Source organism: Streptomyces sp. NPDC088762 (assembly GCF_044750905.1).
Classification (GTDB): domain Bacteria; phylum Actinomycetota; class Actinomycetes; order Streptomycetales; family Streptomycetaceae; genus Streptomyces.
In genome coordinates this window covers 85,364-104,390 of sequence record NZ_JBIVKT010000015.1, presented here as the reverse complement: position 1 = coordinate 104,390, position 19,027 = coordinate 85,364, and the positions used below count along the sequence as shown (strand labels likewise).

The 19,027-nt window shown below is 72.9% G+C and carries 16 protein-coding genes and 1 pseudogene; 12 read left to right on the top strand and 5 right to left on the bottom strand.

The window, feature by feature from the left end; genetic code table 11:
* The first annotated feature begins 28 nt into the window (after positions 1 to 28).
* The 12 genes from ACIP5M_RS28125 (at position 29) to ACIP5M_RS28070 (ending at position 13,979) form a co-directional block, all read left to right on the top strand.
* Entirely contained in the window at positions 29 to 1,513 is a 1,485-nt protein-coding gene (locus ACIP5M_RS28125; protein WP_401201908.1) for an aldehyde dehydrogenase family protein, read from the top strand.
* Positions 1,514 to 1,577: 64 nt separating this feature from the next.
* Entirely contained in the window at positions 1,578 to 2,192 is a 615-nt protein-coding gene (locus ACIP5M_RS28120) for an NADPH-dependent F420 reductase (protein ID WP_401201907.1), read from the top strand.
* Positions 2,189 to 2,659, top strand: coding sequence for a (2Fe-2S)-binding protein (locus tag ACIP5M_RS28115; protein WP_401202054.1), 471 nt, complete (start codon positions 2,189 to 2,191; stop codon positions 2,657 to 2,659). The genes ACIP5M_RS28120 and ACIP5M_RS28115 overlap by 4 nt, the downstream gene beginning before the upstream one ends.
* A gap of 4 nt (positions 2,660 to 2,663) precedes the next feature.
* The gene (locus tag ACIP5M_RS28110; protein WP_401201905.1) at positions 2,664 to 5,084 is read left to right on the top strand and encodes a xanthine dehydrogenase family protein molybdopterin-binding subunit; all 2,421 of its coding nucleotides are present in this window, start codon (positions 2,664 to 2,666) and stop codon (positions 5,082 to 5,084) included.
* On the top strand, positions 5,081 to 5,902 hold the full coding sequence (locus ACIP5M_RS28105; protein ID WP_401201904.1) for an FAD binding domain-containing protein: 822 nt from the start codon (positions 5,081 to 5,083) through the stop codon (positions 5,900 to 5,902). The genes ACIP5M_RS28110 and ACIP5M_RS28105 overlap by 4 nt, the downstream gene beginning before the upstream one ends.
* Positions 5,903 to 5,931: 29 nt before the next feature.
* Positions 5,932 to 7,188 carry an MFS transporter gene (locus ACIP5M_RS28100; protein ID WP_401201902.1) on the top strand — a complete coding sequence of 419 codons (1,257 nt, stop codon included), beginning with the start codon at positions 5,932 to 5,934 and terminating at the stop codon, positions 7,186 to 7,188.
* The gene (locus tag ACIP5M_RS28095) at positions 7,185 to 8,723 is read left to right on the top strand and encodes an ATP-binding protein (protein ID WP_401201900.1); all 1,539 of its coding nucleotides are present in this window, start codon (positions 7,185 to 7,187) and stop codon (positions 8,721 to 8,723) included. The genes ACIP5M_RS28100 and ACIP5M_RS28095 overlap by 4 nt, the downstream gene beginning before the upstream one ends.
* 12 nt (positions 8,724 to 8,735) lie before the next feature.
* Positions 8,736 to 9,077 (top strand): nuclear transport factor 2 family protein, encoded by a 342-nt coding sequence (locus tag ACIP5M_RS28090; protein WP_401201899.1) that lies wholly within the window; start codon positions 8,736 to 8,738, stop codon positions 9,075 to 9,077.
* A 101-nt stretch (positions 9,078 to 9,178) separates the two neighbouring features.
* A complete protein-coding gene (locus ACIP5M_RS28085) occupies positions 9,179 to 9,826 on the top strand; it encodes a TMEM175 family protein (protein WP_401201897.1) in 648 nt (215 codons plus the stop codon).
* A 73-nt stretch (positions 9,827 to 9,899) separates the two neighbouring features.
* Positions 9,900 to 11,246, top strand: a complete 1,347-nt coding sequence (locus ACIP5M_RS28080) for an IS701 family transposase (RefSeq protein ID WP_401201895.1) — start codon at positions 9,900 to 9,902, stop codon at positions 11,244 to 11,246.
* Entirely contained in the window at positions 11,246 to 12,391 is a 1,146-nt protein-coding gene (locus ACIP5M_RS28075; protein ID WP_401201894.1) for an XdhC family protein, read from the top strand. The genes ACIP5M_RS28080 and ACIP5M_RS28075 overlap by 1 nt, the downstream gene beginning before the upstream one ends.
* A 145-nt stretch (positions 12,392 to 12,536) precedes the next feature.
* Positions 12,537 to 13,979: a GuaB1 family IMP dehydrogenase-related protein gene (locus ACIP5M_RS28070; protein WP_401201893.1), complete on the top strand. Its 1,443-nt coding sequence runs from the start codon at positions 12,537 to 12,539 to the stop codon at positions 13,977 to 13,979.
* A 152-nt stretch (positions 13,980 to 14,131) separates the two neighbouring features.
* Here ACIP5M_RS28070 and ACIP5M_RS28065 read toward each other — a convergent pair whose 3' ends face one another.
* The 5 genes and pseudogenes from ACIP5M_RS28065 to ACIP5M_RS28045 all read right to left on the bottom strand — a co-directional run.
* Positions 14,132 to 15,367 (bottom strand): sensor histidine kinase, encoded by a 1,236-nt coding sequence (locus ACIP5M_RS28065; protein ID WP_401201892.1) that lies wholly within the window; start codon positions 15,365 to 15,367, stop codon positions 14,132 to 14,134.
* Positions 15,364 to 17,094 carry a cation acetate symporter gene (locus tag ACIP5M_RS28060; protein WP_401201890.1) on the bottom strand — a complete coding sequence of 577 codons (1,731 nt, stop codon included), beginning with the start codon at positions 17,092 to 17,094 and terminating at the stop codon, positions 15,364 to 15,366. Before ACIP5M_RS28060 ends, ACIP5M_RS28065 begins: the two co-directional genes overlap by 4 nt.
* Before the next feature lie 148 nt (positions 17,095 to 17,242).
* A complete protein-coding gene (locus ACIP5M_RS28055) occupies positions 17,243 to 17,518 on the bottom strand; it encodes a hypothetical protein (RefSeq protein WP_401201888.1) in 276 nt (91 codons plus the stop codon).
* A 126-nt stretch (positions 17,519 to 17,644) separates the two neighbouring features.
* Positions 17,645 to 18,463, bottom strand: coding sequence for a LytR/AlgR family response regulator transcription factor (locus tag ACIP5M_RS28050; protein ID WP_401201886.1), 819 nt, complete (start codon positions 18,461 to 18,463; stop codon positions 17,645 to 17,647).
* A 107-nt stretch (positions 18,464 to 18,570) separates the two neighbouring features.
* Positions 18,571 to 19,005, bottom strand: a pseudogene (locus ACIP5M_RS28045) (hypothetical protein); the annotation flags it as partial.
* Positions 19,006 to 19,027 lie beyond the last annotated feature (22 nt).

The window sequence follows — 19,027 nt, the reverse complement described above, 5'->3', positions numbered from 1 at the left end:
ACCCCGCATCCGACACCGGAAGGCAGCCATGTCCAAGCGCGTGCTCAGCGACCAGCCCCTGGCCAACCCCGGGAAGCTGTTCATCGGCGGCACCTGGGTCCCGGCCCGGGACGGCCGTACCGAACCCGACATCAGCCCCGTGGACGGCCGGGAGATCGTGCCGGTGGCCCAGGCCACCGCGGCCGACGCGGACGCGGCCGTCGCCGCCGCCCGCACGGCGTACGAGGAAGGTCCGTGGAGCAGACTGTCCGCGCAGGAGCGCGCGCTGCGCCTGAACCGGGTCGGTGAGCTCATCGAACGCGATCTGGAGGAGATCGCCCTGCTGGAGACCGTGGACATGGGCAAGCCGTTCGCCTTCTCCAGCACGGTCGACGCCCCCATGGCCGCCCAGCTCATGCACTACTACGCCGGCGCGGTGACCCGCGTCGACGGCTCCTCCCGGGCCCCGGCGGGCGGACAGCTCGCCTACACCCTGCGCGAACCGCTGGGCGTGGTCTGCGCCATCACCCCGTTCAACTTCCCGCTGCTGCTGTCGATGACGAAGATCGCACCGGCGCTGGCGGCGGGGAACACGGTCGTCCACAAGCCCTCCCCGGCCACCCCGCTCACCGCCCTGAAGATCGCGGAGCTCTTCCAGGAGGCGGAGATCCCGGACGGCGTCCTGAACGTGATCACGGGTCCGGGCGTGGAACTGGGTGAGACCCTCACCGACCACCCCGGCATCGACAAGATCGCCTTCACCGGCTCCACCGTGGTCGGCCAGTCCATCATCCGCAAGGCGGCCGGCACCCTGAAGAAGGTGACGATGGAGCTCGGCGGCAAGTCCGCCAACATCGTCTTCGCCGACGCCGACCTCGACGCCGCCGAGGAACTCGCCTTCTTCGGCATCTACTACAACAAGGGCGAGATCTGCACCGCCGGCTCCCGGCTGCTCCTGCACCGGCCCATCCACGACGAGATGGTCGAACGCCTCGTACGCCGGGCCGCCGACCTCAAGCCCGGCGACCCGCGCGACCCGGCCACGCTCTTCGGGCCGCTGGCCCACCGCGGCCAGTTCGACAAGGTCAGCTCGTACATCGAGATCGGCGAGAAGGAAGGCGCCGTGCTGCGCACCGGCGGCACCGGCTGGACCCCCGAGGGCGCTTCCAGCCAGGGCCTCTACTTCCTGCCGACCGTCTTCACCGGCGTCGACAACGGGATGCGGATCGCCCAGGAGGAGATCTTCGGCCCGGTCCTGTCGATCATCCCCTTCGACACCGAGGAGGACGCCGTGCGCATCGCCAACGACAGCGCGTACGGCCTCGCCGCCGGCGTCCACACCAAGGACCTGCGGCGCGCCCACCGCGTCGCCTCGCAGATCAAGGCCGGCACGGTCTGGGTCAATTGCTACAACCAGTACGACCCCTCCGTGCCCTACGGCGGCTACAAGGCCTCCGGCTACGGCCGCGAGTGCGGCCCCGAATCGCTGGAGAGCTACACCCAGACCAAGTCGGTCTGGATCGGCATGGACTGAGACCGGCGCGGACCGAACCCCCTGGACGAACCCCCTGGACCGAACCCCTTCCCGAGGAGCGTCAATGCGGACAGGCATCATCGGCACCGGGCGGATCGGCACGGTCCTCGCACGGATCCTCGTGGCGGCGGGCCACGACGTCGTACTCGCCAACGCCCGCGGCCCGCGCAGCCTCGGCCCGCTCGTGGCCGAACTGGGTCCGGCCGCCTCGGCGGCGCACCCCGCCGAGGCCGCGGGCCGGGCCGATCTCATCGTGCTGATGGTGCCGTTCGCCGGCGTACGGGGGCTGCTGCCGCCGCACGTCGTACAGGACAAGGTGCTGGTGGACGCCACGAACGCGTTCGCCGGCGCCGGCGCCCCCGCCGACCTCGGCGGACGCGGCTCCAGCGACCTGGTCGCCGAGTGGTATCCCGGCGCCCAGGTCGTGAAATCCCTGAACACCATGCACTTCGAAACCCTCGCCGTCGCCGGCACCGCGTCCGGTGAGCGCCTGGCGCATTTCACCGCGGGGGACGACGGAAAAGCGAAGGAAATCGTCGCGGGAATCATCACGGATCTCGGATTCGCGCCCGTCGACACCGGTCCGCTGCATTCCGGAGGAATGCTCCAGCAGCCCGGCGGACCCCTTTTCAACCGGCCGCTCACGGAAGCGCAGGCGCTGGCATGGATATCACACTGAACGTGAACGGAAGACCCGAGGAGTTCTCGGCGCAGCCGAACGAACTGCTCGTGGAACGGCTCCGCGACGGCCTCGGACTGACCGGCACCAAAGTCGGCTGCGACACCGGCCAGTGCGGCTCCTGCGTCGTCCGGCTCGACGGGCGCTCCGTGAAGAGCTGCCTGATCCTCACCGCCTCCGCCGCCGGCTCCGAGGTGGCCACCATCGAGGGCGTCACCACCACGGGCGGCGAACTGACCGTCCTCCAGGAGGCCCTACGCCAGGAACACGGAACCCAGTGCGGCTTCTGCACCCCCGGCATGGTCATGGCCCTCGGTGAACTCGTCGACTCCGCCTCCGGCGGCGAGGCCCCCACCGAGCCCGAGATCCGCGAGTGGCTCACCGGCAACCTCTGCCGCTGCACCGGCTACCACAGCGTCGTACGGGGAGTGCAGCGCGCCTGCGCCGCCTCGCGTCAGGAGGTGTGAGGACATGACCGCAGAGACGGGGGAGCGGACTTCGCAGTCCGCCTCCACGCAGGCGCACACCGTCCTGGGCCAGCCGCTCGACAGCCGGGAGGACCCGCAACTGCTGCGGGGCGAGGCCACCTACGTCGCGGACATCGACCTCCCCGGCACCGCCCACATGGCGATCCTCGGCAGCCCGCTCGCCCACGCGCGGATCCTCTCCATCGAGACCAAGGCCGCCGAGCAGCTGCCCGGAGTCCTGAAGGTGGCCACGGCCGCCGACTTCCCCGACGTCATGCCGCTGCCCTGCATCTGGATCCCCGGCGGCGTCGAGAGCCACTTCCCGCCCCACCCCTACGGACTTCCCGGCGCCCGCCCGGTCCTGACCGGCGACACCGTCCGCCACGTCGGCGACCCCATCGCCGTCGTCGTCGCCGAGACCCCGCGCCAGGCCGCCGCCGCGCTGGCCGCCATCGCCGTCGAGTACGAGCCGCTGCCCGTGGTCACCCGGGCCGACGAGGCCCTCGCCGAGGGCGCGCCCCAGCTGCACGAGGCCGTCCCGGGCAACCTGAACGCGTACTGGACCTGCGGCGACAAGGACCGCACCGACGCGGCCATCGCCGCGGCCGAGGCCACCGTCGAGCTCGACCTGGTCAACCAGCGCACCATCAACAGCCCCATCGAGCCCCGCGGCGCGGTCGGCGACTACAACGCCGCCACCGGCGAGTACACGCTCTACGCCTCCACCCAGGGCCCGCACAACCACCGCTTCCTGCTCTCCGCGCTGGTCCTCGGCATCCCCTTCAACAAACTCCGCGTGGTCGCCCCGACCGTCGGCGGCAGCTTCGGCACCAAGGGCTACCTGTACCCCGACATGCCGCTGGTCCTGCTGCTCTCCAAGGCGCTCGGCCGGCCCGTGAAGTGGGTGGACACCCGCACCGGGCTGATGAACTCGACCGTCCAGGGCCGCGACCACCGCCAGCACGTCACCCTCGCCGGCACCCGCGACGGCCGGATCACCGCCGTGCGCTGCACCAGCCACGCCAACCTCGGCGCGTACCCCTCCACCATCGGCCCCGGCGTCGCCACCGCCCTGATGGGCCGCTCCATCAGCGGCATGTACGACATCCCCGCCGCCTTCTGCGAGGTGTACGCCGCCTTCACCAACACCGTCCCGCTCGGCGCCCAGCGCGGCAGCGGGCGTGCCGAGGCCGCCTTCCTCATGGAGCGCCTGGTCGACCGGTACGCCTCCGAGATCGGCATGGACCCGGCGGCGGTGCGGCGCAAGAACCTGGTACCGAAGGAGAAGTTCCCGTACGACAACGGTCTGGGCTGGACCTACGACTCCGGGAACTACCGGCTGAACTTCGACCGGGCGATCGAGCTGTCCGGCTACGCCGACATGCCCGCCCGCAAGGCCGAGGCCCGCACCCGCGGCAAGCGGCTCGGCGTCGGTCTCGCCACCTACGTCGCGGTCTGCGGGGTCGGCCCCTCCACCCGGATGTCCCAGGAGGGCATGCTCGGCGGCACCTGGGAGAGCGCCAACATCCGCGTCCACCCGACCGGCGAGGTCACCGTCACCGTCGGCTCCGCCTCCACCGGCCAGAGCCACGGCACCGTCTTCGCGCAGGTCGCCGCCGACGAGCTGGGCATCGACCCCGCCCAGGTCCAGGTCCACGAGGGCGACACCCTCAAAGCCCCCTACGGGCAGGGCACGTACGGCTCGCGCTCCTACAGCATGGCCGCGCCCGCCGTCGCCCTCACCGCCCGGAAGATCAAGAGCAAGCTGGTCAAGGCCGGCGCCGTCTTCCTGGGCGTCCCCGAGGACAAGGTCGTCTACGCCGGCGGTACGGTCCACGAGGAGGGCAACGAGGCGAACGCCAAGACCTTCGCCGAGCTCGCGATGGCCCTGTGGTACGGCTGGGGGCTGCCCGCGGAGATCGAGCCCGCCCTCGACGAGACCACCCACTTCGACCCGCCGGACTTCAACTTCCCCTTCGGCACGCACGTCGCCGTCGTCGAGGTCGACGAACTCACCGGCGAGGTTGACGTGGTGGCCTACACGGCCGTCGACGACGCCGGGAACATCGGCAACCCCAAGATCGTCCTCGGCCAGATCGAGGGCAGCATCGTGCACGGCCTCGGCCAGGCGCTGATGGAGGCCGCCGAATACGACGAGGACGGACGGCTCGTCAGCCGCGACCTCACCACCTACGCCCTGCCGCGCGCCGCCGACGTGCCGTTCTTCGCGCTCGACAAGACCGTCACCCCCAGCCCGCACAACCCGCTCGGCGCCAAGGGCGCCGGTGAGATCGCCACCGTGCCGCCCGCCGCCGCGGTCGTCAACGCCGTCGTCGACGCCCTGTCCGACCTGGGCGTGCGGCACATCGACATGCCGCTCACCCCCGAGAAGGTCTGGCGCCGCCTGAGAGGGGAAGCGCAGTGATCCTCACCGACTTCGACTACGTCCGGCCCGCCGGCCTCGACGAAGCGCTGGCCCTGCTCCGCGGAACGCGCGGTGCCCGCGTGCTCGCAGGCGGCCAGAGCCTGCTGCCCGAGCTGCGGACCGGCGCCGGCCGGCCCCGCCTGCTCGTCGACATACGCCACCTGGAGGAGCTCCGGGGGACCGGTCGCACCGCCGACGGGATCCGGATCGGGGCGCTCACCACGCTCGCCGAGCTCGCCGCCGACCCGCTGGTCCTCGCCCGCGCGCCGGAGCTGGCCGCCGCGGCCCGCGCCAACGGCGACCCCCAGGTCCGCAACCTCGGCACCGCCGGCGGCAACCTCGCCACCGGCGGACGCGCCACCGACCTGCCGGTCGCCGCGATCGCCGCCGGTGCGCTGGTCGAACTGGCCGGTCCCGGCGGGCGCGGCACCGTACCCGCCGAGGAGCTCGCCGCCTCCGGCGTGCCGGCCGGATCCGTGGTCACCGCCCTGCTGGTGCCCGCCGCCGGACCGGCCGCCGCCTTCGAGAAGACCGCCGACCGGGCCACCCGCTACCCGGTGTGCGCCACCGCCGTACGGATCACACCCGACGGCCCGCGCATCGCCGTCGCCGGGGCCACCGCCCGCCCGCTGCGGCTGCGCGCGGTCGAGGACCGGCTGCGCGGCGGCCCGTACACCACCGACGCCGTGCTCGCCGCCTTCCGCGCCGAGCCCCGGGAGCTCTTCGTACCCGGGCGCGGCACCTCGGCCGAATACCTCGGCCATCTGGCGGGGGTGCTCACGGCCCGCGCGCTGGCGAGGGCCCAGGCCCTCGCCTGACCATCCACCACGGGGGAGTTGACCAAGCAGTGGCCGACACATCGAAAACGACCACGGGGGCTGCCGCGCACCCGGCCGCGCCGGCGGCCGGGGCGCCCAGAGGCTCCGGCTTCTGGGTGGTGGGCTCGGTCCTGGTCCTGCTGATGCTCTCCTCCTCCGTGCCCTCCGCCCTCTACGTGCTCTACCAGCAGCAGTGGGACCTGTCCTCCGGCGTGATCACGGTGGTCTTCGCCCTGTACGCGGTCACCGTGCTCGCCGGGCTCCTGCTGTTCGGCTCCCTGTCCGACACCCTCGGCCGGCGCCCGGTCCTGGGTGCCGGGCTGGTCCTCGCGATCGTCTCCATGGGCCTGTTCGCCGGGGCCCGGGGGCTGGGGCTGCTCCTCGCGGCCCGAGCCGTCCAAGGCCTGGCCGTGGGTCTGGCCACCGGGGCCATGGGCGCCGCCCTGCTGGAACTCGCCCCCCGCTCGCGGCCCGCGCTCGGCGCCCAGGTCAACAGCGCCGGACCGACCGTGGGCATCGGGCTCGGCGGGCTCGGGGCCGGCCTGCTCGTCCAGTACGCGCCCGCGCCGACCGTCCTGAGCTACCTGCTGCTGGTCGGGGCCTTCGCCGTGACCCTGGTGGGCGTGGTCCGGATGCGGGAGAGCGCACCGGGTGCGGGCGGCCGCTTCCGCGTGGTCCCGCACCGGATCCGGGTGCCGGCCGGCGTCCGCGGCCGGTTCGCCGTCCTCGTCCTGACCATCGTCGCCGTCTGGTCGGTGGGCGGCTTCTACCTCTCGCTCGGTCCGCACCTGGCCCTGTCCCTGCTGCGGTCCACCAACTACCTCGCCGGCGGCGCCACCGTCGCCCTGCTCGCCGGGGCCGCCACCGCCGCCCAGCTGGCGCTCGGCCGCACCGAGGCGCTGCGCACCGCCGTCCTCGGGCTGCTGGGTCTCCTCGCCGGGCTCGGGCTGGTCCTGCTCGCGCTGGGACTCGGCTCGGCCGCCGTGTTCCTCGTCGCCACGGCCGTCCTCGGCAGCGGCTGGGGGGCGGCCTTCCTCGGCTCCTTCCGGGCGCTGAGCGCGCTCGCCGACCCGGCGCACCGCGGCGAACTGACCGCCGCCGTCTACGTCTTCGCGTACCTCGCGATGAGCGTCCCGGCGGTCCTCGCCGGAATGCTGACCAACATCCACGGGCTGCACCGCACCTCGGTCGGCTTCATGGCCGCCGTCGCCGCGGTGTGCGCGCTGGCCCTGCTGGTCACCCTGCGGCTGGCCGCCCGTACCCGGGCCGAGGGGAGCACGGCATGAACGCGCCGGAGCTGAGGTCCGCCCTGCGCGGGCTGGAGATCTTCGCCGGGATCACCGGGGAACAGCTGGACTGGCTGGTCTCGGTCTCCGAACCCCGGGTCCTCGCCGACGGGGAGGTCCTCTTCCGGGACGGCGAGGAGGCCACCGGCTTCCACGTCCTGCTGTCGGGCGGCCTCGTCGTCACCAAGGTCGTCGACGGACGGGAGGAGGTCCTCACCCGGCACTCCACCGAGGAGGAGGGCATCGCGGCCGAGGACCACGACGGCAAACCATCGGCCGCCCACCGGTTCACCGGGGAACTGCCGCTGCTGACCGAGGGGGCGTACGTGGCCACCGCTGCCGCGAGCGGGCCGTCGACCACGGTCGTCGCCTATCCGAAGCCGGTCTTCTTCGAGATGCTGACCCGCTGCCACGGGGTGGCCGCCGTACTCATCCCCGTACTGGCCTGGCGGATCAAGTCCTCCGAGGTGCAGGCCCGCAAACGGGCCACCGTGGAGGCGCTGGGCACCCTGGCCGCCGGGCTGGCCCACGAGCTCAACAACCCGGCCGCCGCCGTGGCCCGGGCCGCACAGGAACTGGCCCCCGCCCTGGACCGGCTCACCCGCACCGCACAGGCCTGGGGGGCCGCCGCCGACGGCGCGGAGCGCTCCGTGTTCGACCGGCTCACCGAGGAGCTGGACAAGCTGCCACCGCCGGTGACCACCGACCCCCTCGCCCAGGCCGACGCGGAGGAGGAGATCGCCGACTGGGCGCAGGAGGCCGGTGCGGAACGGCCCGGTCTGCTCGGCTCGGGCGTCTCCGACCTCGGGCTGGAGCTGGGATGGCTGCTGGAGCGGCTGGAAGGGGTCGGCGAGCCGGCCCTCGCACCCGCCCTGGACCATCTGGCGGCCCTCCTGGAGATCCGCTCGCTCGCCGCGGAGCTGCGGGCGGCCGGCCCGCGCATCTCCCAGCTCGTGGCCGCCACCCGGGATTACGCCAATCTCGACCGGGCCCCCGAACAGCGCTTCCAGGTGACCGACGGACTGGAGAACACGCTGGTCGTGCTGCGGTCCAAGCTCACGGGGATCACCATCGTGCGCGCGTACGAACCGGATCTGCCCGAACTGACGGGCTATCCGAGCGAGTTGAACCAGGTGTGGACCAACCTGGTCGACAACGCCGCCGAGGCGATGGAGGGCTCCGGCGTCCTCACGCTGCGCGCCCGCGCCGAAGGCGTCTGCATGGTCGTGGAGATCACGGACACCGGCCGCGGCATCCCGCAGGAGTCCCTGCCGCGGATCTTCGAGCCCTTCTACACCACCAAGGACGTGGGCAAGGGCACCGGTCTGGGGCTGCACCTCAGCTACCGCATCGTGACCCAGCGCCACCACGGGTCGATCACGGCCCGCTCGCGTCCCGGGGAGACCCGGATGGTCGTCCGACTGCCGTTCGCCGGCAGCGCCGTTGCCTGCGCCGCGCCCGCCGACCCGTCCGCCGTCCCACCTGCCGCCCCGTCCGCCGTCCCACGTGCCGATGTGCCCACCTCCACCCCCTGAAAGGGAGACGACATGGCCAAGTACGACATCTCCACACTGCACCCGGTGTTCGTCCGCCAGATGGAAGCGCTGGCCGCCCTGGACATCGAGGCGGTGATGAAGAACTACACCGACGACGCGGTGCTGTTGCGCTTCGAGGGCGTCTCGGCCGGCATCGAGGCCGTTCGCGAGACGTTCACCGGCTATCTCACCCTGAAGCCCACCCTGGTCGAACTCCAGGAGTACATCGAGACCGACGACACCATCTTCTACCGCGCGATCATGAACCTGAACGGCGAACCGGAGCATGCGTTCGGGACGCTCGTGGTCCGCGATGGCCGAATCTGGCGCCAAACCGCCGGGTTCGGCGGCTGACCGCCGAAATCTGGGTAGCGTGTGCGGGGAGGGCGGGGGATGCGCGCCCTCCCCGTATGTATGGCGCGTAGATATATGCAAGAAGTGGTGAAGGGGAGACCATGGAACGCGAAACCGGGCGGGTCGAGGCATTCAGTGACGGCGTATTCGCCATCATCATTACGATCCTCGTGCTGGAGTTGAAGGTTCCGGAAGAAACGGGATCCGAGTTCTGGCACGGAGTCCGGGAACAATGGCCGCATTATGCCGCCTACGTGGTGAGTTTCCTCATCATCGGTGTGATGTGGGTGAACCACCACACCATCTTCAGCCACCTCAAGCGGGTCGACCGTCCGCTGTTGTTCCTGAACCTCCTGGTACTGATGGTGGTATCGGTGATTCCCTACACCACCAACGTCCTCGCCGAACACCTCATGGAAGAGGGCGGCTCGGCGAACGCGGCGGCCGTGCTCTACAGCCTCGTCACCGTGGCCTACGCCTTGGCCTTCCTGGCCTTCTGGTGGTACGTCACGCGCGTCGGACACCTCTTCCACGAGCAGGTGGACAGGGAAGGCGCCCGGGCCACACGGGTGCGTTTCGGTCTCGGTGCCATCGCCTACCCCTGCACCGTGGTCCTGGCCTTCTTCTCCGCTCCGCTCACCCTTGTCGCGCACTTCCTGATCGCGCTCTACTATGCGGCGAACCAGATCCCCATCCCCCTCGTGGTAGAGGAAGAGCGGCTCGAATCTGCCAGCGACCTCAGGAAGTAGCCGCCGGGGCCTACGGCCGTTCTGCGCGGTCAAGTAGGGTATTGGATCTAGCTGGTCGCGGGGGAGGCCGAAGATGGCTCGCGTAGTGCTGCCGGAGGATTCCACGAAGGAAATCTCCGAATCGATCGACGCCCTGATCTCTCTTCTTTTCGAGTCTTTACCGCGGCGGGACCAGCGAAACTGGGCCCGCGTTTATCTGAACGGCCTGGTACGGACCACCGGGAAGAAAACGATCCGTAACATCGCCGGAACCGGGGCCAGTTCCGTCGAGCAGAGCCTCCAGCAGTTCATCAGCAAGTCCCCCTGGGACTGGACCCCGGTCCGCCGCTCCCTCGCCCAGCACCTCGAACGCACCGCGCAGCGCCCGCTGGCCTGGGTGCTCCAGCCCATGGTCATCGAGAAGGCCGGCGACCGCTCCGTCGGCGTCGGCCGGCAGTTCGTGCCCCAGCTCGGCCGCACCGCCAACTGCCAGCAGGCCGGCGGCATCTGGCTCGCCTCCAGCGAAGCCAGCTTCCCCGTCGAATGGACCCTCACCCTCCCCGCTCCCTGGACCGGCGAACACCTGCGCCGGCGCCGCGCCGGCATCCCCGACACCGCCCGCTCGCTCACCCCCGCCCAGGACGCCGTGCACGCCGTCCAGCGGATGGCCGCCACCTGGCAACTCCAGCGCCGGCCGGTGGTGATGGAGGTCGCCAACTGCGACCTGCCCCAGAGCATCGAATCCTTCACCCTCCAGGACATCCCCTTCGTCTTCAAGGTCGACGGCTCGCTGCCCGTCTCCTTCGGTGGCGCCGGCCGCCACAAACCCGGGCCGCACACCGCGCCCGCCCGCGAACTCATCGACTCGCTGCGCTCCCAGCGCCGCGTCGTCGAATGGACCCGCCACGGCCGGGCCGAGGGCGCCGTGACCCTGCTGACGTCCGCCTCCATCCTCGCCACCCCCTGCGAGGACCGGCCCCTGCCCGCCCCCTCCACCCCGCTGCTGCTCTTCGGCGCCTGGACCGAGGCCGCCCTGCTGCCCTCCGAGTTCTGGATCACCAACATCGGCGACCGGCCGCTCGCCCAGCTCTTCCTGCTCGCCAAACTCACCGACCGCGTCGCCCTCGACTTCACCGAGACCTGCGAACCCGTCGGCATCCGCGACTTCGAGGGCCGCTCCTTCCGCGGCTGGCACCACCACGCCACCCTCGCGAGCGTGGCCCACGCCGCGAAACTCCTCGCCGCGCGCGGCCGGGACACCGAGGGGTACGCCGGACCCGCACGCTCCGCCGCCACCCGGCCGGCCGGCCCCGGCCGGCCCGCGGCCGCCGGCCCGCCCGCCGCGGCCCGGCTCCCCGCCGCCCGGCCCCCCGCACCGGCCGCGCTGCCGCCCCGGCCCCTCATACCCGGCCAGGCCACGCGCCGCGAGTACATCCGCTGATGCTCGACATCACCGACGGGCTGCGCGCCTGGTACGCCGCGCAGCGTGACCTCGCCCTGGCCACCATCGTCGCCGTCAGCGGCAGCGCCCCGCGCGGACCCGGCGCCTCCCTCGCCGTCGACGACCGGGGCACCGCGCTCGGCTCCCTCTCCGGGGGCTGCGTGGAGTCCGCGGTGCACGAGCTCTGCCTCGAGGCCATCGGGTCCGGCAAGGGCGGCGTGCACCGCTTCGGCTACAGCGACGACGACGCCTTCGCCGTCGGGCTGACCTGCGGGGGAGTCCTCGACGTCCTGATCACCCCGGTGCGCGGGCACGACCCGGTACGGCCCGTCATCGGCTCCGTGCTCGACGCCGCCGCCCGCGGGACCCGGGCCGCGCTCGCCCGGGTGGTCAGCGGCCCGCCGGCGCAGCTCGGCCGCGCGCTCGCCGTCCACGCCGACGGAACCCGAGCGGGCGGCCTCGGCAGCGGGGCCGCCCTGGACCGGGCGGCCGCCGCACGGGTACGCGCCATGCTGCTGGCCGGCCGCACCGGCACCGCCGAGCTGGGCACCGCCGGGGGACTGTGCGGAGAGCCGCTGACCCTGCTCGTCGAGTCGGCCGCCGAACCGCCCCGGCTGATCGTCTACGGAGCCGTCGACTTCGCCGCCGCCCTCACCCGGATCGGCGCCTTCCTGGGGCACCGGGTCACCGTCTGTGACGCCCGGCCCGTTTTCGCGACCCCCGCCCGCTTCCCCGACGCCGACGAGGTGATCGTCGACTGGCCGCACCGCCACCTCGCCGCGGAACGGGACGCCGGCCGGCTGGACGGCCGTACCGCCGTCTGCGTCCTCACCCACGACGCCAAATTCGACGTACCGCTGCTGGACCTCGCCCTGAGGCTGCCGCTCGCCTACGTCGGAGCCATGGGATCGCGCCGCACCCACGCCGAGCGGGCCCGGCGGCTGCAGGAGGAAGGCCTCCCGCAGGCCGCGCTGGCCCGCCTGCGCTCACCGATCGGCCTCGACCTCGGCGGCGCCACCCCCGAGGAGACCGCCCTGGCCATCGCCGCCGAGTTCACGGCGGTCCGCCACGGCGGAACGGTTCTCCCCCTGGTCCAGCGCCCCGGCCCGGTGCACCGGCGCACGAGCGGGGCGACGGTCCCGTAGGAACCGACCACAGGGCCCGGTATGTCCTGGACGATCGGCCGGGGCGTGGTAAACGCCGGAACGTGGGAGAATGAAGTACGTGCGTTTCCTCGGCTTGCCCTGACGGGCAGGGCCGGCCCCTCCGATCGACTGGGATGTTCAGCACGTGCGTTTCCTCAATGACCTGAAGCCGCCGTACGACCTGACGTACGACGATGTGTTCATGGTGCCGAGCCGCTCCGCGGTGGGTTCCCGCCAGGGTGTCGACCTTTCCTCGCCCGACGGCACCGGCACCACCATTCCGCTGGTCGTGGCCAACATGACCGCCATCGCGGGCCGCCGGATGGCCGAGACCGTCGCCCGCCGCGGCGGCATCGTCGTCATTCCCCAGGACATCCCGATCGAGATCGTCACCGACGTCATCTCCTGGGTGAAGACCCGCCACCTCGTGCTCGACACCCCGATCACGCTGGCGCCCACCCAGACCGTCGCCGACGCGCTGTCCCTGCTGCCCAAGCGCGCCCACGGCGCCGGCGTCGTCGTCGACGGCGACAACCGCCCGGTCGGCGTCGTCACCGAGCACGACCTGACCGGCGTGGACCGCTTCACCCAGCTCTCCGAGGTCATGTCGAAGGAGCTGCTGCTCATCGACGCCGACATCGACCCGCGCGAGGCCTTCAACACGCTCGACGCCGGCCACCGCAAGCTGGCCCCGGCCGTCGACAAGGACGGCAAGCTCGTCGGCATCCTGACCCGCAAGGGCGCGCTGCGCGCGACCCTGTACACCCCGGCCACCGACGCCAACGGCAAGCTGCGCATCGCGGCCGCCGTCGGCATCAACGGCGACTTCGTGCAGAAGGCCAAGCAGCTGCTCGACGCGGGCGTGGACACGCTCGTCATCGACACGGCGCACGGCCACCAGGAGTCGATGATCAATGCGATCAAGGCCGTCCGCGCGCTGGACCCGCAGGTCCCGATCGTCGCGGGCAACATCGTCGCCGCCGAGGGCGTGCGCGACCTGATCGAGGCCGGCGCGGACATCATCAAGGTCGGTGTGGGCCCCGGCGCCATGTGCACCACCCGCATGATGACCGGCGTGGGCCGCCCGCAGTTCTCCGCGGTGCTGGAGTGCGCGGCGGAGGCGAAGAAGTACGGCAAGCACGTGTGGGCCGACGGCGGTGTCCGTCACCCGCGTGACGTCGCGATGGCGCTGGCCGCCGGCGCGTCCAACGTCATGATCGGCTCCTGGTTCGCGGGGACGTACGAGTCCCCGGGCGACCTGCAGCAGTCCGCCGAGGGGCACCTGTACAAGGAGTCGTTCGGCATGGCGTCGGCGCGGGCCGTACAGAACCGGACGTCCGAGGAGTCGGCGTACGACCGGGCCCGCAAGGGGCTGTTCGAGGAGGGCATCTCCACCTCGCGCATGTTCCTGGACCCGGCGCGTCCCGGCGTCGAGGACCTGATCGACTCGATCATCGCGGGCGTCCGCTCGTCCTGCACCTACGCGGGCGCGGGCTCCCTCGCGGAGTTCGAGGAGAAGGCGGTCGTCGGTGTCCAGTCGGCCGCCGGCTACGCCGAGGGCAAGCCCCTGCACGCCAGCTGGAGCTGACCTCCCCCGCTCTCCGTGGCCCCGCCGTCCCCACCGGGACGCCGGGGCCACACCCGTATCCGCCGCAAGGCCGGGGGCTGAGACCCGTACCCGCGCGATCGAACGCCGGCGAGGCCGGGCAGGTGACGCGCCCGTCAGGGGTGGGGCGGCCGTCAGGGGTGGGGCGGCCGGCCGCCGGGTGGGGAGCTGTGGACGCCCGCGCGGTACTTCGGGATCCGTACCGTCACCTTCATGCCCGCGCCCGGCCCCGTTTCGATCACCAGCCCGTACGCGTCCCCGTACACCTGCCGGATCCGCTCGTCGACATTGGGCAGCCCGACGCCGGACGAGGAACCGCCGCCCTCCCCGGCCAGGATCCGCCGCAGCAGGGCCGGGTCCATCCCGATCCCGTTGTCCTCGACGGTGATGACCGCCTCCGAGCCTGCGTCCCGCGCCGTGATGGCGATCCGGCACTCCTCGGTGGAGTCCTCCAGCCCGTGCTTGACGGCGTTCTCCACCAGCGGCTGGAGGCACAGGAACGGCAGCGCCACCGGCAGCACCTCCGGCGCCACCTGCAGGGTCACCTTCAGCCGGTCCCCGAACCGGGCCCCGGCCAGCGCCAGGTACTGCTCGATCGAACGCAACTCATCGGCCAGCGTGGTGAATTCGCCGTGCCGCCGGAAGGAGTAGCGGGTGAAGTCCGCGAACTCCAGCAGCAGGTCCCGGGCCCGCTCCGGATCCGTCCGCACGAACGAGGCGATCGCGGCCAGGGAGTTGAAGATGAAATGCGGGGAGATCTGCGCCCGCAGCGCCTTGATCTCCGCCTCCATCAGCCGCGTCCGCGAACGGTCCAGCTCGGACAGCTCCAGCTGTACGGACACCCACCGCGCGACCTCCGTCGCGGCCCGCACCAGCACCGCCGACTCCCGCGACCCGTACGCCACCAGCGCGCCCAGCATCCCGTCCTCACCCGTGAGCGGAGCCACCACCGCCCATTTCAGCGGACAGTCCGGCCGCCGGCACTCGGTCCGCACGCTCTGGCTGCGCCCCGACTCCAGCATCACCGCCACCCGTTCCATCGCCCGCCGCTCGTGGTGGTCGGCGCCCGGCCCGTCCCAGGCCAGCACCGACTCCCGGTCGGTCAGGCACAGCGCCTCCGTGCCCAGCAGCGACCGCAGCCGCCGGGCCGCCTTGCGCGCCGCGTCCTGCGTCAGCCCCGCGCGCAGCGGGGGAGCGGCCAGCGAAGCCGTGTGCAGGGTGTGGAACGTCGCCCGCTCCACCGGAGTCCCCAGATCCGGTCCGGCCGCCCGCTCGCCGCGCAGGGCCTGGCGGCGGCCCGCCGCCCAGCCGGCGCCCAGCAGCAGGGCCGCCACCGCCACCGCCAGGGCCGCCACCACCGCCCCGGTCACCGGCCGCCCCCCACCCGGTCCCCGGCCACGTCCTCCGGCAGGTGCAGCCGGGCCAGGGTGGCCGCCGTCCCGGCCGGGATCCGCGAACGGGTGCCCAGCGACACCACCACCATCGTCAGGAACCCGAGCGGCACCGACCAGGCCGCCGGCCACGCCAGCAGCGTGTGCACCCAGCCCGCCGGAGCCAGCCCCGCCCGCGTCGCCAGCACCGCGCTCAGCGCCGCCCCGCCGCCCGTCACCAGCCCGGCCACCGCCCCCGGTGGGGTCAACCCGCGCCACCAGATGCCCAGCACCAGCAGCGGACAGAACGACGACGCCGACACCGCGAACGCCAGCCCCACCGCGTCCGCCACCGGCACGTCCCGCGCCGCCACGCTCCCGGCCAGCGGCACGAGCACCGCCACGAGCACCGCGAAACGGAAGCTCCGCACCCCTCCCGCCGGCAACAGGTCCTGGTGCAGCACCCCGGCCACCGCCATCGTCAGCCCCGAAGCCGTCGACAGGAACGCCGCGAAGGCACCCCCGGCCAGCAGCGCCCCCAGCAGCTCACCGAGCAGCCCGCCCAGCATCCGCTCGGGCAGCACCAGCACCGCGGCGTCCGCGTCGCCGGTCAGCGCCAGCCCGGGCGCGTAGATCCGGCCCAGCGCCCCGTACACCGGCGGCAGCAGGTAGAAGACGCCGACCAGCCCGAGCACCACCAGAGTGGTGCGGCGCGCGGCCCGTCCGTGGGGACTGGTGTAGAAGCGCACGGCGACGTGCGGAAGCCCCATCGTCCCGAGGAAGGTGGCCAGGATGAGCCCGTACGTCGCGTACAGCCGGTATTCGGGCCGGTCCCCGGCCAGCGGCTCCGACCAGCTGGACGCGCTGAGGCCGGCCTCCGCCCGGGTGTCGGGGACCACCGAGCCAGGGGTGAACTCCAGCCGCGCGCGGGCCCGTACGGAATGCTGCCCGGCCGCGAGCGTCAGCGGGGCGGCCTCGTACGTCCGCCCGTCCACCTGCCCGGTCACCGTCAGCGCCAACGGTGCGTCCACCGACATCCGGACGTCCTCGGCGAGCGTGACGGCCGTGTGCTCGCGGAAGACGGCCGGGGCGTCGAAGGTGGCCCGCGGGGCGCCGTCCCCGGCCCAGGCGGCGATCAGGAAGAAGGCCGGCACGAGCAGGGCGGTGAGCTTGAGCCAGTACTGGAAGGCCTGCACGAAGGTGATGCTGCGCATCCCGCCGGCGGCCACGGCCGCGCCGACCACGGACGCGACGACCACCCCGCCCACCCAGTGCGGGGCACCGGTCAGGACCTCCAGGGTCAGCCCCGCGCCCTGCAGCTGCGGCAGCAGGTACAGCCAGCCGACCCCCACCACGAACAGCACCGCGATCCGGCGCACCGCCTGGGACTCCAGGCGGCCCTCGGCGAAGTCGGGCAGCGTGTACGCCCCCGAGCGGCGCAGCGGGGCCGCGACGAGCACCAGCAGCACCAGGTACCCGGCGGTGTAGCCGACCGGGTACCAGAGCATCTCGGGCCCCTGGAGCAGGACCAGCCCGGCGACCCCGAGGAAGGACGCGGCGGAAAGGTACTCGCCGCTGATGGCGGCCGCGTTCAGGCGGGGCCCGACGGTGCGGGAGGCGACGTAGAAGTCGGAGGTGGTCCGGGATATGCGCAAGCCCAGCGCGCCGACGAGGACGGTGGCGAGGACGACGACGGCGACGGCGGTCAGCGCGTACGTCTGGTTCACCGGGGGTCCTTCGGCCGGGGGTGGGGGTCCCCCCGGCGGAGCGAAGGGAAGGGTGACGGGAGTCTACGCACGGCCCGAACCCGGCAACAGGCCCGATCCGGCCCCCGGGCCCCCGCCGGCTCCGCGGCCCGGCCGGCCGCGAGGGGGGTCAGATGGCGGGATCGCGGTGTTCGGCGCAGTCGCGCAGGGCGATCTCCAGCTCCACGTACGACTCCTCGGCCCGCCGGAACGCCAGCGTCAGCGCAGCCTCCGCCCGTGGCGGGACCTGGCCGCGGACCCCCTCGCCGGCCTCGTACAGGACATCGGCCCAGCGTGCGGCGGCACTTCTGAGGCGGGCCAGCAGCGCCTCCGCCTCGGCCGGCCCGGCGGGCACGCGGCGCGGCAGGCCCGTCAACGCGTCGAGCAGCGCCTGGATTTCGGACATCGCGCTCCTCCCGCGCCGGAAGATCCACGATACGCGGGCGCACGGCCGGCGGGCGGCCGACGGTCCCGCCGGATCGCCGTACGCCACTCGCCGTGCGACGAACGGCACCGCGGCGCCGCCGGACGGTCAGCCGGTCGCGTGCCGCATCAGCAGGTCCCGTAGCTCCCGCGCGTGGCGGCGGCTCACCTGGAGCTCCGCCGACCCGACCCGGACGCTCGTCGTGCCCGCCTCCAGCCGGAGTTCGTCGATGCGGGCCAGCGCCACCAGGTGCCGGCGGTGGATCCGGACGAACCCGCGCGCCGCCCACCGCTCCTCCAGTGTGGACAGCGGGATCCGCACCAGGTGGCTGCCCTCGTCGGTGTGCAGCCGGGCGTAGTCGCCCTGGGCCTCGACGTAGGCGATGTCGGCGATCGCCACGAACCGGGTGACACCGCCCAGTTCGACGGCTATCTGGTCCGGCGTGCGGTCGGTGACGGTGACCCCGGCGGCCGGCCGGCGCTGCACCGGCACGGCCGCAGCGGGCTCGGCGGCCGGCGGCGGAGCCTGCCCGGCACGGCCCAGCTGCGCACACACCCGCCGGACCGCCTCCGCCAGCCGCTCCGGGCGCACGGGCTTGAGCACGTAGTCCACCGCCTTCAGATCGAAGGCCTGTACGGCGAAACCCTCGTGCGCGGTGACGAACACGATCAGCGGCGGCCGCGCGAACCCGGCCAGCAGCCGGGCGATGTCCAGACCCGTCAGCCCGGCCATGTGGATGTCGAGGAAGACCACGTCGATGCCGTCCGCCCCGTCCGGCCCCGCCTCCAGCGCCAGCGTGATCCGGCGCAGCGCCTCGGTGGCGTCGCCGGCCCCCTGCACACTGCGCACCCGGGGATCGGAGCGCAGCAGGTAGAGGAGCTCCTCCAGGAGCGGCTTCTCGTCGTCGACGGCCAGTACGCGCAGCATGCGGCGAGTCTAGGCACCGGTCCGCCGGGGCGGAACGGGCGCGGCCCCTGCCCGGGGGGAGGGTCGGGGAAGGGGCCGCGCGGTCCGAAGGGCGGGGGGAACCGGGGCTACTGGACGGTGATGAGCTTGCCTTCCGGGGAGACGGCGTACCAGGTGCCGCCCACGCCCTGGCCGTTGGTGTCGCCGGGCTTCTTGTCACCGCTGAAGGTGTAGACGGGCCAGCAGTCCACCGTCTGCTGCTTCTTGCCGTCCGGGCGGTCCAGCACCAGGTAGTTGCGTGCGGTGATCCCCTTGGCGTCGGCCTTGTCCACCGGCGGCACGACCGGCCACTTGGCCACGCAGTCGCCCTCGCACTTGGACGCCATCGGCCACGCGGTGTCCGGCTTGAACCGGTAGACGGTCATGCCGTTGCCGTCGACGATGTGGTCGCCGAGCTTCGGGTCCTTCGCCACGGACAGTCCCGCGCCCGAGCCCGGCTGCTCGCCGGTGGCGCCCGCCGGCTGCCCGGCGGGTGCGGCCGCGTAGCCGTCCGCCGCCGGTGCGGGTGAGGAGGCCTGGGCGGAG